The sequence below is a fragment of the Candidatus Regiella insecticola LSR1 genome (assembly GCF_000143625.1).
Classification (GTDB): Bacteria; Pseudomonadota; Gammaproteobacteria; order Enterobacterales; family Enterobacteriaceae; genus Regiella; species Regiella insecticola.
In genome coordinates this window covers 18,059-32,362 of the sequence record NZ_GL379592.1, presented here as the reverse complement: position 1 = coordinate 32,362, position 14,304 = coordinate 18,059, and the positions used below count along the sequence as shown (strand labels likewise).

The window sequence follows — 14,304 nt, the reverse complement described above, 5'->3', positions numbered from 1 at the left end:
AATATATGAAAGCGTCCCCCCCACAATCACTTGAGCCATTTAGCTTACCATTGTGGGGAGAACGCCTCATCGAAGCGTCTGCCGGAACAGGTAAAACATTTACCATAGGTGTGCTGTATTTACGTTTACTGTTGGGACTGGGTGGCGACACTGCTTATCCACGCCGCTTAACAGTGGAAGAAATTTTAGTCGTCACCTTTACTGAAGCGGCAACAGAGGAATTAAAAGGGAGGATCCGCAGCAATATTCATCGCTTGCGGATAGCCTGCGTACGTGGAGCCAGCGATGATGCGATGGATCAGGCATTATTAAATGAGATAACGGATCTGGCTGACGCGGCAGCGCAATTGTTAGCGGCGGAACGGCAAATGGATGAAGCGGCTATTTATACTATTCATGGCTTTTGCCAAAGAATATTAGCGGCTAATGCTTTCGAATCTGGCATTTTATTTGAACAAACCTTAATCCATGATGAATTACCGCTACGTCGGCAAGCTTGTGCCGATTTTTGGCGCCGGTATTGTTATCCACTTTCCTTGAATGAAGCGCGAGCGGTAAGCCAAGAATGGCAAGGGCCTGAACAACTACTCAATGATCTTTCTCCGTATTTACAAGGTGAAGTGCCACAATTTCGCCAAGTGCCCAAGGATCAAAGTATTAGTCAGCGTCACCAACAAATAGTGACCAAAATTGATGAACTGAAAACGCATTGGTGCCAAAAAGCCGATAAATTGGCTGCATTAATCAGCGATTCTGCTGTCGACAAACGCAGCTATAGCAGTAAAAATCTCCCTCATTGGTTAGCCATAGTCACTCAATGGGCTGAGCAGGAAACCTGTGATTATTTTCTACCCCAAGAGCTGGCTAAATTCCGTCAGTCCGTTTTGTATGACAAAACTAAACAAGGCAATCCCCCAGAAGATGCGCTATTTTTGGCCATCGACCAACTATTTGCCGACCCCCTAACGTTACGTGATCTCATTATCACAAAGGCCATCAGGGAGATCCGCGAAGCGGTTCAACAAGAAAAACGTCAACGGGCAGTACTAGGTTTTGATGATTTATTAAGTCGTTTGGACATGGCCTTACAACAATCGGCAGGAGAGTCGTTAGCCGCCGCGATCCGTAGCAAGTATCCCCTCGCGATGATCGATGAATTTCAGGATACTGATCCGCAACAATACCGTATTTTTAATCGTATTTACGCTAATCAAGAGCATTGTGGACTGTTGTTGATTGGTGATCCCAAACAAGCCATTTATGCCTTCCGCGGCGCCGATATTTTTACTTATATTCGTGCCCGCGCTGAAATTAATGCCCACTACACCTTATCGACTAACTGGCGTTCTTCTCATCAGATGGTGCGATCTGTCAATCGGTTGTTTAATCAAGTTAATGTGCCTTTTTTATTTGAGCAAATTCCCTTTATTAATGTTATTGCGGCGAAAAAAAATGCTGAATTAGCCTTCGAAATCGATAAAAAAATACAACCCGCACTCCACTTTTGGGTACAACCTGGAGAAAAAGTCAATCTCGGTGAATACCAACAACTCATGGCTCAGCAATGCGCGACACAAATACGCGATTGGCTTACGGCAGGACAACTTGGACGCGCCAACTTAATCACCCAAAAAGGGTCTCGTCCCGTTCAAGCATCAGATATCACTATTTTAGTCCGTAATCGTACTGAGGCTATGGTAGTCAGAAAAGCGTTAAATATGCTGGCTATTCCCTTTATTTATTTATCGAGTCAGGACAGTGTCTTTGATACCCCAGAAGCCAAAGATTTATTTTGGTTGCTACAAGCCGTGTTGGCGCCAGAGCAAGAACGCACTTTACGTTGTGCAATGGCGACCAGTTTACTTGGACTTGATATAAAAAAATTAGATCAATTAAACCATAATGAACAAGCTTGGGATGCACTGGTCGATGAATTTGATGGTTACCGCCAACATTGGCGGAAACATGGCATTTTACCCATGTTACGAGAGATCATCACCAGGCGCGAACTGGCCGAGAATTTGTTAGCCAGCCCAGGGGGTGAACGGCGCTTGACCGATTTACTCCATTTGGGAGAACTGTTACAAACAGCGGCAACACAGCTTGACAGTGAACACGCATTAGTCCGTTGGATAGCGCAACAAATCTCACAACCTGAACGACAGGCTGAACATCAACAACTGCGGCTGGAAAGTGATGCGCCTTTAGTTAAAGTGGTCACTATCCATAAATCAAAAGGATTAGAATATCCTTTGGTCTGGTTGCCGTTTATCGTTAATTTTCGTCAACAACATGAAGCGTTTTATCATGATCGTCAAAATTTTACCGCTATGCTGGATCTTAATCCCAACGATGAAAGTAAAAAGTTGGCTCAGCAGGAACGCCTAGCGGAAGATTTACGATTACTTTACGTGGCCTTAACCCGTTCGGTTTACCACTGTAGTATAGGGATCGCACCTTTAACCAAAGGCAGCCGTAAACAAGGTAACAGTGATTTACATCAAACCGCTATCGGTTATTTGTTGCAAAGAGGGGAGTCAGGTGATGGTGATTATTTGGTAGAACAATTAGCAATATTGATGACAACAGACAGCAAAAGCGACGATATTGCCGTATCCGTAGTGGCGGCACTGGATAAACAAATTTGGCAACCGCAAAAATCGACAAAAATTCCACTTGCCGCAAAAACATTTACGCGACAAATACAAGATCATTGGCGCGTGACCAGTTATTCAGCGTTACAACAGGCTTTCCAATCATCCGTAGAGCCAATATCACAACCGCAAGGTGTCGTTAAATCAGTAGACAAACTAACGTGGTTAACACCATTAAACAATGATACCGCGAGTAAAACGGTATCTCTGGTAAATAATTTGACACCACACCATTTCCCACGTGGTGCAATAGCGGGAACATTTTTGCATGGGCTACTCGAGCTGCTTGATTTTAGTCAACCCATCGACCTGGAATGGCTAACCGATCAACTCCTACAAAAGGGTTTTGACACTATTTGGTCACCGGTATTACACCAATGGTTAACCGATATTTTACATACCCCATTGAACGAAACAGGGGTAAGCTTGGCGAGTTTGACGCCAGCGAATAAACAGGCAGAATTACAATTTCATCTACCGATCAATAGTCTATTGCAAGCAAATGAATTAGATAATTTGATCAAACAATATGATCCCATATCAGCGCGTTGTCAGGCATTGAATTTTCAACAAGTGCAAGGAATGCTAAAAGGTTTTATTGATTTGGTGTTTTGCTGGCAAGGGAAATTTTATCTATTGGATTATAAATCGAATTGGTTAGGTGAAGACAGTCGTGCTTACCACCCTACAGCAATGACCATGAGCATGGCTGAACATCGCTATGATTTGCAATATCAGCTCTACACCTTAGCATTGCATCGTTATCTAGCTCATCGCTTAACTGATTATGATTATCAGCGACATTTCGGCGGGGTGATCTATTTATTTTTGCGTGGGATTGACGCTAACTACCCAGGTAATGGGGTTTTTTCCTACCGCCCTCAACAACAACTCATTCACGCATTAGATGATCTATTTAGCAGAGAGATCACCGCCACATGATGATGGAATTATTAGATCAGGCTATCCGTGAGCGATTATTACGTCCTATTGACGTGCAGTTTGCCCGCATGATCGCGCCGGATCATTGTCCTGCGTTACAGCTGGCCGCCGCCTACCTTAGCGCCGAAGTAGGCGCTGGACATATCTGTTTACCCATAACAAGTTTGCAACCTCAATGTTTATTTGCTGGCCGTCAACCTGAGCTTACTCGAGCACTGTGGCATGCCGCCAAAGCGCCGGATGTACAATGTTGGCGTGACAGTTTGCAATGCTCGCCCTCTGTTAGTGATGGTTCACAACCCACTCCCTTAGTTTTACAGTATGATCGGCTTTATCTGCAAAGGATGTGGCAAAGTGAAGGCGATGTCGTCCGTTTTATTGCCGGTAGCAGAGTTAATGAGGCGATCAATGAAAATCAGCTGCGAAATATTTTAGATCAACTCTTTGGTACTGATACTGATGAGGTCGATTGGCAAAAAATAGCAGCAGCAGTGGCAGTAACAGGAAAAATATCGGTCATTTCAGGTGGACCAGGCACCGGTAAAACCACCACGGTAGCAAAATTGCTCATTGCCTTAGTACGCCTAACCGCAGGGGCTCAGCTGCGTATTCAGTTGGCGGCACCTACCGGTAAAGCCGCCGCACGTTTAAGCGAGTCTTTGGGGAAAACCTGGCAACAATTAGCGCTTAATGAAATAGAACGTAAGCTATTGCCTGATCAAGCTTCAACTCTGCATGGTTTACTTGGGATACAACTGAATAGCCAACGGTTGCGCTATCATCCCGCTAATCCGTTAAATCTTGATGTTTTGGTGGTCGATGAAGCTTCAATGGTTGATTTGCCCATGATGGCAAAATTAATTGCTGCATTGCCCGCTAAAGCCCGCGTGATTTTTCTCGGTGATAGAGATCAATTAGCATCAGTAGAAGTCGGTGCAGTCTTTGGTGATATCTGTCGTTTGGCTGTCTTAGGTTACAGTGCGCCCCGTGCTGAGCAATTAGCCCGCGCGACCGGTTACCGATTAGATCAGCTCTGTAATTATCATCGGGAAAAGAAAAATGAGACGTTGACAACACAAACCCGTGTTGGTGATAGCCTCTGTTTATTGAAAAAAAGTTACCGCTTTGATAAAAAATCAGGCATAGGACAACTTGCTGAAGCCGTGAACACAGGCAAATATCAACGGGCTTTATCTGTTTTGCAAAGAAACCACACTGACGTTGAATATGTGGTATTAACTGAAGCTGAAAATTATAAAGCCTTACTGCAAGCCAGTGTGATAGGGTATCAGACCTATCTTGAACAGGTTATGCAAGGTAATGATGCAGCTGAGATATTAGCCGCTTTTAACCGTTATCAATTACTCTGCGCACTACGCGCTGGATCCTTTGGTGTCAGTGGTTTAAACCAGCAAATTGAACACATTTTACGGAACAAAGGCTTGATTCGACGTTCAAAGAGGCTATCTAACGACTGGTATAGCGGACGTCCTATTATGATTGGACGTAACGATAGCGCACTTGGATTATTCAACGGTGATGTTGGCATTGCGTTACCTGGTGCTCATGGCCATCTGCGTGTTTATTTTCAATTGCCAAATGGTGATATTAAATCAGTACAACCTAACCGTTTACCCTACCACGACACGGCATACGCAATGACCGTACACAAATCTCAAGGCTCAGAATTTGAGCATACTGCTTTAGTACTCCCCCCCCATTTTTCACCGTTAATAACACGTGAATTACTCTACACTGGAATTACCCGCGCGCGAAGGAAACTAACGCTTTATGCGTCTCATCAGGTTTTAAATCACGCTATTAATACATCAACGTTAAGACGTAGTGGCTTGGTTGATCGCTTATATAGCCGAATCAAGTCAGACTGATTTAGCTATATAAAATTAAAGATCATGACAAAAATAACCGTATAGATTTATTGTTACAGGAAAAGAGCATACCTGGGTGCTATATTAAAGCCTAGCAGGTTGCTGTAGTAGCTCGTTCGAAATTTCTTGTGTCCTCATACACAGCGGTTGCTGTGCGTTGGGCGCTTTTTTGCCCCTTTTTTTCTCAATTGAGCGTCGCTCAGAGAAAATTTTGAACAGGCTCTAAACAAATAAAAATTATTGGCAATGTTTATCAAGCAACCAGCAAGAGTAATTGCCAATTTATCCAGTATGCTGTAAAACCTTGGCGTTTAGGCCGGGGATATAAGGCATGGTTTTCCAACTAACCTGTGTTAAAATTTTGCTGCTAACAGCGAAAGCTTCGGCCTAGCTATGACGGCAATTGATACCGCACGGCATGCGGGATTTTAAGCCTGTGGAGAGTAGGCGCAGTTAGTTCACTCTATACCCTTCGTCTTTGAAGTTGCCTTCGGCTGCCAAGGCGACCGACCGATGAGCGTAGACATACCATGAGGGCGAGCACCCGCAGCCAACATCAAAGGCGAAGGGTATATGAAGCAGGAACCCACTGAGGTGAGTCAGGCTTCGGTCTGAACGCTGTAAATCCTCGCCATTTAGGATCGGGGAGGATGTCAAAGCGGCCTGAATTTTCCCCGCTTGGGGGGACAATATACGTATTACTAATTCATTGTACGTGTAAATGTAGGAGAAGCATCATGCAAAAAGGGCAAAAACATCCGAATTCGTCCCTGAGCATTCTCGCTATCGCTGGGGTGGAGCCTTATAAAGAAAAGCCCGGCGAAGAGTACATGAATGTTGATCAGCTAGCGCATTTCAAAAAAATTTTAACAGCATGGAGTCATCAGCTCAGAGATGAGGCAGACAAGACGATCAGCCACATGAAAAATGACGGAGCTAACTTCCCTGATCCCATTGACCGAGCAGCTCAAGAAGAAGAATTTAGCCTTGAATTACGAAGCCGCGATCGTGAATGTAAACTTATCAAGAAAATAGAAAAAACCCTGAACAACATTGAAGGTGACGATTTTGGCTATTGTGAAGAGTGCGGTGTAGAAATTGGTATTCGCCGTTTAGAAGCAAGGCCTACCGCAACTATGTGCATTGACTGTAAAACCCTAGCTGAAATAAAGGAAAAACAGATGACAGGTTAAAGTATTATACCCTTCGTCTTTGAAGTTTCCTTCGGCTGCCAGGGCGACCGACCGATGAGCGTGGACATACCATGAAGGCGAGAGCTGGCAGTCAACAACGCGGCGGCTTCAAAGGCGAAGGGTGTAAAGGGTAAAAACATGGCAAAATACATCCGTTGTTAATGCCGACAACGAGGGGTGGCCAGAACTTGTTTTTGGTATCCCTTAACGTAATAAAAACTCTCATTTTTTTATTACCTATGATTGCTGGTGTTTTACTATTTATCCATGGCTCATGGTTATTTTTTTTAAAACCCCACAACGTTCTCAAAAGAAGCACAGTAGGTTACTATTAGCCACTACTTTATCTGTAATTATGTTTTTTATTCATTACTGTCGAGGTGTACCATTTTTACCCGAGTAGCTAAAATCTACCGCAATGTGCTGATATATAAAAATAAAATATTTCGTAAAGATAATATTGCTAGTACGCACAAAACCCTCAATAAAAGCAATACGCTGTCGTTGCCAGAAAAAAAGCACCTTATGACCACCACTCCGCGAGATAAACATAACATTTCTCGTAAAGATATCAGCGATAATGCCTTGAAAGTGCTGTATCGGCTAAATAAATCAGGCTATGAAGCTTATTTAGTTGGTGGCAGTGTCCGTGATTTACTGCTTGGTAAAAAACCACAAGATTTTGATATTGCGACTAACGCTACACCAGAACAGGTACGTAAACTATTTCGTAATTGTCGTCTGATTGGTCGCCGTTTCCGTTTGGCGCATATTATGTTTGGACGCGATGTTATTGAAGTCGCTACTTTTCGTGGTCATCATGAGCAAGAATTGAGTAAAAATAGTGATAAGAATGCTTCTCAGCAAGCACAAAGCGGGATGTTGCTGCGAGACAATATCTTCGGATCTATTGAAGAAGATGCCCAGCGTCGTGATTTCACTATCAATAGCCTCTATTATGGCAGTTCAGATTTTGTATTGAGGGATTATTGTGGTGGACTCCATGATCTAAAACAAGGTGTGATTCGCTTAATCGGCGATCCTGAAGTGCGTTATCGGGAAGACCCGGTACGAATGTTACGTGCCGTGCGTTTTGCAGCCAAGTTGGATATGACCATTAGCCCTGAGACAGCAGAGCCTATTAAGCGTATGGCTTCATTATTGAGTGATATTCCACCAGCGCGATTGTTTGAAGAGTCACTTAAATTATTGCAAGGGGGCTATGGCTATAAAAGCTATCTAAAACTGTGTGAGTATCAGCTTTTCCAACCGTTATTTCCATTAATATCTAATCATTTTACTGAACACCAAGATTCACCAATGGAGCGTATTTTAGTTCAGGTGCTAAAAAACACCGATGATCGTTTACACAATGATAAACAAGTCAATCCGGCATTTTTATTTGCGACGATGTTGTGGTATCCATTGATTGAACATGCGCAGAAACTAAAACAGGAAAGTGGTTTAGCATATCATGAGGCTTTCTCTTTGGCGATGAACGATGTGTTGGAACTAGAGAATCGCTCATTAGCCATTCCGAAGCGCATCACTATCGTTACCAGAGAGATTTGGTCATTGCAGCTACGCTTGCCACGCCGTGAAGGGGTGCGAGCGTATAAGTTGATGCAACATCCAAAATTTCGCGCCGCCTATGATCTGTTGATGCTACGTGCTGAAGCTGAAAATAATCAAGTATTACAGAAACTAAGCTGCTGGTGGACTCAATTTCAAGTAGCGACGTTAGAGCAGAAAAAATCAATGCTAGCAGCTTTAGCAACATCACGTCACCGCCCACGTTCTCCTACAAAGAAAAAATCTGTACGTCACAGTGAATAAAAATCGACATGATCGCTGGTTATACCCACACAAGTTGCCGGTCGGCGGCCAGGGCGTGAGACCGATGAGCGTAGGCGAACATTCACAGCCAACAACACGGCAGCTTCAAAGACGAAGGGTATATATCGCATTGGGTAGTAATCTTGCCTCCCCGCTACTACAAATAAATTCTGCCTTGGAGGCATTGGCGCGTTTACCTGATACTACACTGATAAAATGTTCTCCATTTTATTGCAGTCAGCCTTTAGGAGCACAAAAACAGCCAGATTATCTTAACGCCGTAGCTGCATTAGATACGTTACTCCCCGCCGAAAAATTACTGGATCATACCCAAGCTATTGAACGCGCCCAGGGGAGAGTACGCAACAATCAGCGATGGGCTCCCCGAGAGCTAGATTTAGATATTATGTTATATGATAATCAGATTATTAATACCGAGCGGCTTACAGTTCCTCATTATGGTTTGCTAGAGAGAGCGTTTATGCTTTACCCTTTAGCGGATATTGCTCCTGGATTAATTTTACCGAATGGTGAATCGCTTGCCGAAAAGCTAGAAAATTTGCCTAAAAATGGTTTAATACTTTGGTGATCCGTATTAAATTCGCCTAAAAAGCGGTTCGAAATTTCTTGTATACCCAATGAATTTCGAGTTACGGCCAGGGCGACCGACCGATGAGCGTAGACAGACTACGTGATTCGGCGAGTACCCGCAGCCAACGCCGTCGTAACTTGAAAGGCGAAGGGTATATTGGCTTATAAAAAGAAGGCTACAATCGTGACCACCACTTTGTTTAAAGATTTTCAATTTGAAGCGGCTCATCGGCTGCCCAACGTACCTGAAGGGCATAAATGTGGTCGTTTGCATGGCCATTCTTTTTCACTCAGGCTGGAAGTGACGGGTGAGGTCGATCCTACATTCGGTTGGATCATGGACTTTGCTGCATTGAAAACTCAATTTGAGCCCATTTTACAACGCTTAGATCATAATTATTTAAATGAAATAGAGGGGTTAGAAAATCCCACCAGTGAAGTACTCGCCGCTTGGATTTGGCAACAGCTGAAGCCAAAGTTGCCTGAATTGAGTGCGGTGACAATAAAAGAAACCTGTTCTACAGGCTGCGTTTATAGGGGTGAATAGTATATTAGACCTCTTTTCAAACCTACTACGTGACGCGAATCCTGCTTTGCCCGGTGCGCGCAATCCTCATGTACTGTATGGGAACGAAGGTTGCTGTGCGCCGGGCGCCTTGACTTCGCATAACGAACTACGGTTTGGAGAGAGGTCTATTCTCTATACCCTTTGGTTTTGAATACTAAACTACTGCCAAAGTCATCGCGAATGGAATTAGTTTTTGTCAGCAGTCTGTTTTCTTTATAGCCCATGGAGGAATTGTGAGCACTATGTTGCAAGAAATAACCCAATTTATTAGCCAACATCCCATTCTAAGCATTGCTTGGATAGCTTTATTTATCATGTTGATTACTAGCATCTTTAAAAGTTTTTTTTCTAACATTAAAGAAATTACTCGAGCGGAAGCAATACGATTAATTAATAAAGAAAATGCAGCAGTGGTTGATATCCGTGCACCTGAAGATTATCGCCGAGGCCACATTCTCGGGGCGATTAATCTTGCCGCTAAAGAGATAAAAAATAATAATTTTCAGCAATCAAAACAACATAAAATGCGGTCTATTATCGTGGTTTGTGCCACTGGCACAACAGCAATTAGCCTGGCTAAAAATCTCAACAAGGCAGGATTTGAGTCTGTGTTAGTTTTAAAAGAAGGGATATCAGGTTGGAGTGGGGAAAATTTGCCCCTAGTACGAGGTAAATAAAAATTTTACAGAATTCTATATCCTTCGCCTTTGAAGTTGCTTTCGGCTGCCAGGGTGTAAGACCGATGAGCGTAGACATACCATGAGGGCGATGGCTCGTAGCCAGCAACGCGGCGGCTTCAAAGGCGAAGGGTCTATCTAATTTTTAAATCTAAGGGTATGCATACCAATGTCAACACAAGATAAAACCGATATGATGTTCCAAATCCAACGTATTTACACTAAAGACATTTCTTTCGAAGCGCCTAATGCCGTGGATTTTTTCCAAAATGACACGCAACCAGAGGTTATGGTTAACCTAGAAACAAAATCTGAAAAGTTAGCGGATAATTTATTTGAAGTGGTACTCAGCATCGATGTGGAGGCGACTTTCGATGAAAAAACGGCATTTATCGGTGAGGTTAAGCAAGCGGGGATTTTCTCCATTGAAGGGATAGAAGATGCCAAATTAGAACGCTGTTTAGGTGCCTATTGCCCGAATTTGCTTTTTCCTTATGCGCAAGAATGCATCTCAAATTTGGTTTCCAGAGGCACTTTCCCACCGTTAAATTTAGCGCCGGTTAACTTTGATGCCCTATTTATGAATTATCTACAAAAAAACAAAATGGACAGTCAAACATCGCACAACATCAGGATGCCTGATGAACATAACTGATAGTGTTATGACAATCATTGGTGCCGGATCTTACGGTACCGCGCTAGCCATAATGTTAGCGCGTAATAATAAAGTTGTATTATGGGGACGCGATCCAAAACATATTGCAGCATTGCAAAACACCCGCTGTAATCAGGCTAATTTAGCCAATATCGCATTACCCGAAAAATTGCTACTACAAACTGATCTCGCTCAAGCGCTAGCGGCCAGCCGTAATGTATTGTTGGTAGCGGTAATTGTCAATGTAGTTGTCGCCCAGGATGTAAAATCCTAGGCTGCTTTTTTGGCGTCTGGTTTCACCTTTTTTTCTCTGGATTTTTGTGGATTTAAATGGACTTCTTTCACATACGGCCACTGACGGATTTGACCTGCCCAGCGTGTAGGGTTTGCAGCGCGTGCCTTTTCATACACTGTGTTACGCTGAGCTAATAGGGCTTTATCAAGGCCTGCATGTCTTTGTGCAGGTGTGACAAATTCAATGGCACTGTGGCGATGCTCTTGATTATACCAGTGCACCACGTGTTCGACCCATGCGCGGGCGTCTTGAAAGTGGATTCGGAGGCGAAATAGAGCCCTTCATCAGCCAACATCGGCACAATTTGACTCGGGGGTAAATGAGCAAATTTGGCCGAAGAGGTTATTTCCAGTAGCTTAGCCCGCTCACAGGGTGAGAGTTTGTGGGGCGGCGGCGCTGTTCGGCGCGTTCGGCCATCCACTTGCTCGATAGCTTTCTGCCAGCGCTGTAGGGTTCGCGTGCTTAGCCCAATCAGGAGACAAGCCTGTTGTTGCCGCGCTCCGGCCTGCGTTGATTCAGTAATCCACATCATAATAGACTGGCGCTGTTCGGGAATAATCATTTTTCCTCTTACTGCGTTGTGTTCGCTTCGGGTCACAAAAATCCGCGCGCCATTGCTTCAGGTGATGAACAAAAATACCCTGCCCCCTGCACCAAGAGGCGAGTTCACTTTCTGCTAAACAACTTCTTAGCTTCCTCGGCGGCACGTTAAGTTCATCCGCAATGGCTTTCATTGTACGCCCATTCCGATGATAAACCTTACACAGCGCCTGCTCTTTAAACTCTTCCGAATACGTCGGTTTTTCCATGATTATATCGCCTCTTTATTAGTTCCCATTAACGAAAATTAGAGGCGACAACTAGACTGACACTGGGGGGTAGTGCCGAGTCAAGTTTTTGGCTCTGTATTGCAGAAATTAAAATCCCATTTGCGATCTGACGCTCGGATTGTGTGGGCGACGAAAGGATTAGAAGCGGAAAAAGGGCGATTATTGCACCAAGTTGCACAAAAAATTGTGGGAAAAACGGTACCTTTAGCTGTTATTTCCGGCCCTACCTTCAACTTATTGAAGACTGTCGAAGATTCGGTACCTTGGCATTTTCTCATGCAGCGCGCGCCGGATTTGTTGCAGTGGCACTGTTAAAAAGTTTCATTAAACAAGGGAGCTTGAGTCAAGACCATATGCTTGAATTTCAGGCAACTGTTCCAACGGTGGCAGGAGATTTTCAAGACGCTCTTGCTGATCATAGCTTGAGCATCGACGTCCTTATAAAACAATTTGGTCACCTGCGCCCCGGAACTTATGATGTAAACCAAACAGCCTATTGGGAAAAACCGGATTTTTATTTCAATCGTCAACTATCTCATCTCACTAAGCAAACAGATTGTGATGGGTTTGTCTTCACAAAACACGAAATGGAAGGGTTTCAAGCTTTCCTAGATGCCTTGCCTACTGAAATTGAAGTAGATGAACTCATTCGATATCTAAGTCAGGCTATTCAGGCACGAGAAAAAACTAAATTTGAATTTTCCCGAAATTTAAGTGCTGCCCTCGATTTTTTAATTCAATATGGCACAGAAGTGTTGGGATTGACGCGCGAAGAAGTTGGGTATTTAACATTTGACGACATCAGAGCCCTTCGAACGAGTCAATTAGATGAAAAGCTGATTCCAAAATTCGTTAAATTAAGAAAAACAGCATCCGTCGAACAGCATCTCGCCAAACTGCCTGGTTTTATTTGTTGTGAGGATGACTTCTTTGGATATGAGCAGGAAAAATCACATGCTAATTTCATAACCCGGTTAAGCGTTGTTGCAGAATTGGTCTTCATTAAAGCAAATCAAAATGAACCGATTGATGGCAAAATTGTTGCCATTCCTAACGCAGACCCCGGTTTTGATTGGTTGTTTTCTCATAATATTGCGGGTTTGATTACACAATATGGAGGCGCTAACTCACATATGGCCATCCGGTGTGCAGAACTGAGTATTCCGGCAGCTATTGGTATTGGAGATAAAATATATGACAATCTCCAAGAGGGTCGTGTGATACTTGACTGTCATAAAGGGCGGTTTGAGTATGTTTAAAAAACGTATTGGCATAACACAAAGAGTAATGAAGCATCCGCGCTATAACGAGGTGATGGATTGCCTTGATACTAACTGGGCAAATCTTTTGACTGCTATGGACATGCTACCCATACCTCTCCCTTTGATGTCCCCTGATTTTACACTCGAGATGTGGAAAGAACTTAAACTTGACGGCCTGATCTTAAGTGGTGGCAATACTCTCGTTGATTTTGCAGATGAAACCGACACGCCAGAGAGTCTTAGTCCAGAACGAGATGCCTATGAAAAGGCCTTATTGAATGCGGCGATATCAACTCAAATCCCTGTATTAGGGGTATGCCGTGGATTACAGTTGATCAATGTTTATTTTGGTGGACAACTTGTTAAAATCAAAGGTCACGCAGGAACGAGGCATCCTTTGATTGCAGAAAATAATAACGCGTCTTTTCTATTTCCTTCTGAGGTGAATAGCTTTCACGATTGCGCTGTACCGCGTGATAATTTGGGAGAAAATCTTATCGCTCTTGCTCATGACGCCGAAGATAACATTAAGGCCTTTTGTCATACTCATCACAAAGTACTTGCTATTATGTGGCACCCTGAGCGTGAAGTCCCACCCTTTAAAAGTGATTGCCAACTTATCAAAGGACATTTTGGAATATGACATGTTGCCTGATTCTAGCGGCCGGTGAGGGATCACGCTTACGACCCTTAACAAACGATCGTCCAAAGGGACTGGTTTCTTTATTGGGTAAACCGCTAGTCTCTCACCAGATTGATACTTTGAGGGCATCAGGCATTGAAAATATCGCCATTGCGACTGGCTATAAAGCTGAAAAATTCGATGCCTTTGGCTGTCCTACTTATCATAATGCGTTTTTCAATAGCACCAATATCCCCCAGTGTCAGTCTAGTTGTCGCCTCTAATTTTCG

At 43.6% G+C, this 14,304-nt stretch carries 14 protein-coding genes and 2 pseudogenes; 13 read left to right on the top strand and 3 right to left on the bottom strand.

Annotated elements, in window-relative coordinates; translation table 11 throughout:
- The first annotated feature begins 5 nt into the window (after positions 1 to 5).
- From recB to REG_RS05835, 9 genes and pseudogenes are all read left to right on the top strand, one after another.
- A complete protein-coding gene (gene recB / locus REG_RS05875) occupies positions 6 to 3,596 on the top strand; it encodes an exodeoxyribonuclease V subunit beta (RefSeq protein WP_006704819.1) in 3,591 nt (1,196 codons plus the stop codon).
- The gene (gene recD / locus REG_RS05870; RefSeq protein WP_039907741.1) at positions 3,596 to 5,485 is read left to right on the top strand and encodes an exodeoxyribonuclease V subunit alpha; all 1,890 of its coding nucleotides are present in this window, start codon (positions 3,596 to 3,598) and stop codon (positions 5,483 to 5,485) included. Before recB ends, recD begins: the two co-directional genes overlap by 1 nt.
- A gap of 737 nt (positions 5,486 to 6,222) precedes the next feature.
- Positions 6,223 to 6,678 carry an RNA polymerase-binding protein DksA gene (gene dksA / locus REG_RS05865; RefSeq protein ID WP_039907565.1) on the top strand — a complete coding sequence of 152 codons (456 nt, stop codon included), beginning with the start codon at positions 6,223 to 6,225 and terminating at the stop codon, positions 6,676 to 6,678.
- 387 nt (positions 6,679 to 7,065) lie between these two features.
- The gene (gene pcnB, locus REG_RS05860; protein WP_071985188.1) at positions 7,066 to 8,514 is read left to right on the top strand and encodes a polynucleotide adenylyltransferase PcnB; all 1,449 of its coding nucleotides are present in this window, start codon (positions 7,066 to 7,068) and stop codon (positions 8,512 to 8,514) included.
- A 64-nt stretch (positions 8,515 to 8,578) separates the two neighbouring features.
- Positions 8,579 to 9,103, top strand: coding sequence for a 2-amino-4-hydroxy-6-hydroxymethyldihydropteridine diphosphokinase (gene folK / locus REG_RS05855; RefSeq protein WP_050749356.1), 525 nt, complete (start codon positions 8,579 to 8,581; stop codon positions 9,101 to 9,103).
- Positions 9,104 to 9,289: 186 nt separating this feature from the next.
- The gene (gene queD, locus REG_RS05850) at positions 9,290 to 9,652 is read left to right on the top strand and encodes a 6-carboxytetrahydropterin synthase QueD (protein ID WP_039907736.1); all 363 of its coding nucleotides are present in this window, start codon (positions 9,290 to 9,292) and stop codon (positions 9,650 to 9,652) included.
- A gap of 263 nt (positions 9,653 to 9,915) precedes the next feature.
- Positions 9,916 to 10,350, top strand: coding sequence for a rhodanese-like domain-containing protein (locus REG_RS05845; RefSeq protein WP_087943397.1), 435 nt, complete (start codon positions 9,916 to 9,918; stop codon positions 10,348 to 10,350).
- Positions 10,351 to 10,519: 169 nt separating this feature from the next.
- On the top strand, positions 10,520 to 11,005 hold the full coding sequence (gene secB / locus REG_RS05840) for a protein-export chaperone SecB (protein ID WP_006704812.1): 486 nt from the start codon (positions 10,520 to 10,522) through the stop codon (positions 11,003 to 11,005).
- Positions 10,992 to 11,234: pseudogene (locus REG_RS05835) on the top strand (2-dehydropantoate 2-reductase N-terminal domain-containing protein); the annotation flags it as partial. The gene secB and the pseudogene REG_RS05835, both read left to right, overlap by 14 nt.
- 41 nt (positions 11,235 to 11,275) lie before the next feature.
- Here REG_RS05835 and REG_RS13300 read toward each other — a convergent pair.
- From REG_RS13300 to REG_RS12160, 3 genes are read right to left on the bottom strand one after another with little or no spacing between them, the layout of a single operon-like run.
- Positions 11,276 to 11,416 carry a hypothetical protein gene (locus REG_RS13300; protein WP_176603359.1) on the bottom strand — a complete coding sequence of 47 codons (141 nt, stop codon included), beginning with the start codon at positions 11,414 to 11,416 and terminating at the stop codon, positions 11,276 to 11,278.
- A gap of 14 nt (positions 11,417 to 11,430) precedes the next feature.
- Positions 11,431 to 11,862 (bottom strand): helix-turn-helix domain-containing protein, encoded by a 432-nt coding sequence (locus REG_RS12715; RefSeq protein WP_141553588.1) that lies wholly within the window; start codon positions 11,860 to 11,862, stop codon positions 11,431 to 11,433.
- Positions 11,816 to 12,109: a hypothetical protein gene (locus REG_RS12160; protein WP_006704759.1), complete on the bottom strand. Its 294-nt coding sequence runs from the start codon at positions 12,107 to 12,109 to the stop codon at positions 11,816 to 11,818. The genes REG_RS12715 and REG_RS12160 overlap by 47 nt, the downstream gene beginning before the upstream one ends.
- Positions 12,110 to 12,178: 69 nt before the next feature.
- Between REG_RS12160 and REG_RS05825 the strand changes: the two are divergent.
- From REG_RS05825 to REG_RS05810, 4 genes and pseudogenes are all read left to right on the top strand, one after another.
- Positions 12,179 to 12,361 (top strand): annotated as a pseudogene (locus REG_RS05825) (NAD(P)H-dependent glycerol-3-phosphate dehydrogenase); the annotation flags it as partial.
- A gap of 32 nt (positions 12,362 to 12,393) precedes the next feature.
- A complete protein-coding gene (locus REG_RS05820) occupies positions 12,394 to 13,389 on the top strand; it encodes a PEP-utilizing enzyme (RefSeq protein WP_176603455.1) in 996 nt (331 codons plus the stop codon).
- Positions 13,382 to 14,035, top strand: a complete 654-nt coding sequence (locus REG_RS05815; RefSeq protein ID WP_039907557.1) for a gamma-glutamyl-gamma-aminobutyrate hydrolase family protein — start codon at positions 13,382 to 13,384, stop codon at positions 14,033 to 14,035. The genes REG_RS05820 and REG_RS05815 overlap by 8 nt, the downstream gene beginning before the upstream one ends.
- Positions 14,032 to 14,298: a sugar phosphate nucleotidyltransferase gene (locus tag REG_RS05810; protein ID WP_039907556.1), complete on the top strand. Its 267-nt coding sequence runs from the start codon at positions 14,032 to 14,034 to the stop codon at positions 14,296 to 14,298. The genes REG_RS05815 and REG_RS05810 overlap by 4 nt, the downstream gene beginning before the upstream one ends.
- The last annotated feature ends 6 nt before the right edge of the window (positions 14,299 to 14,304 follow it).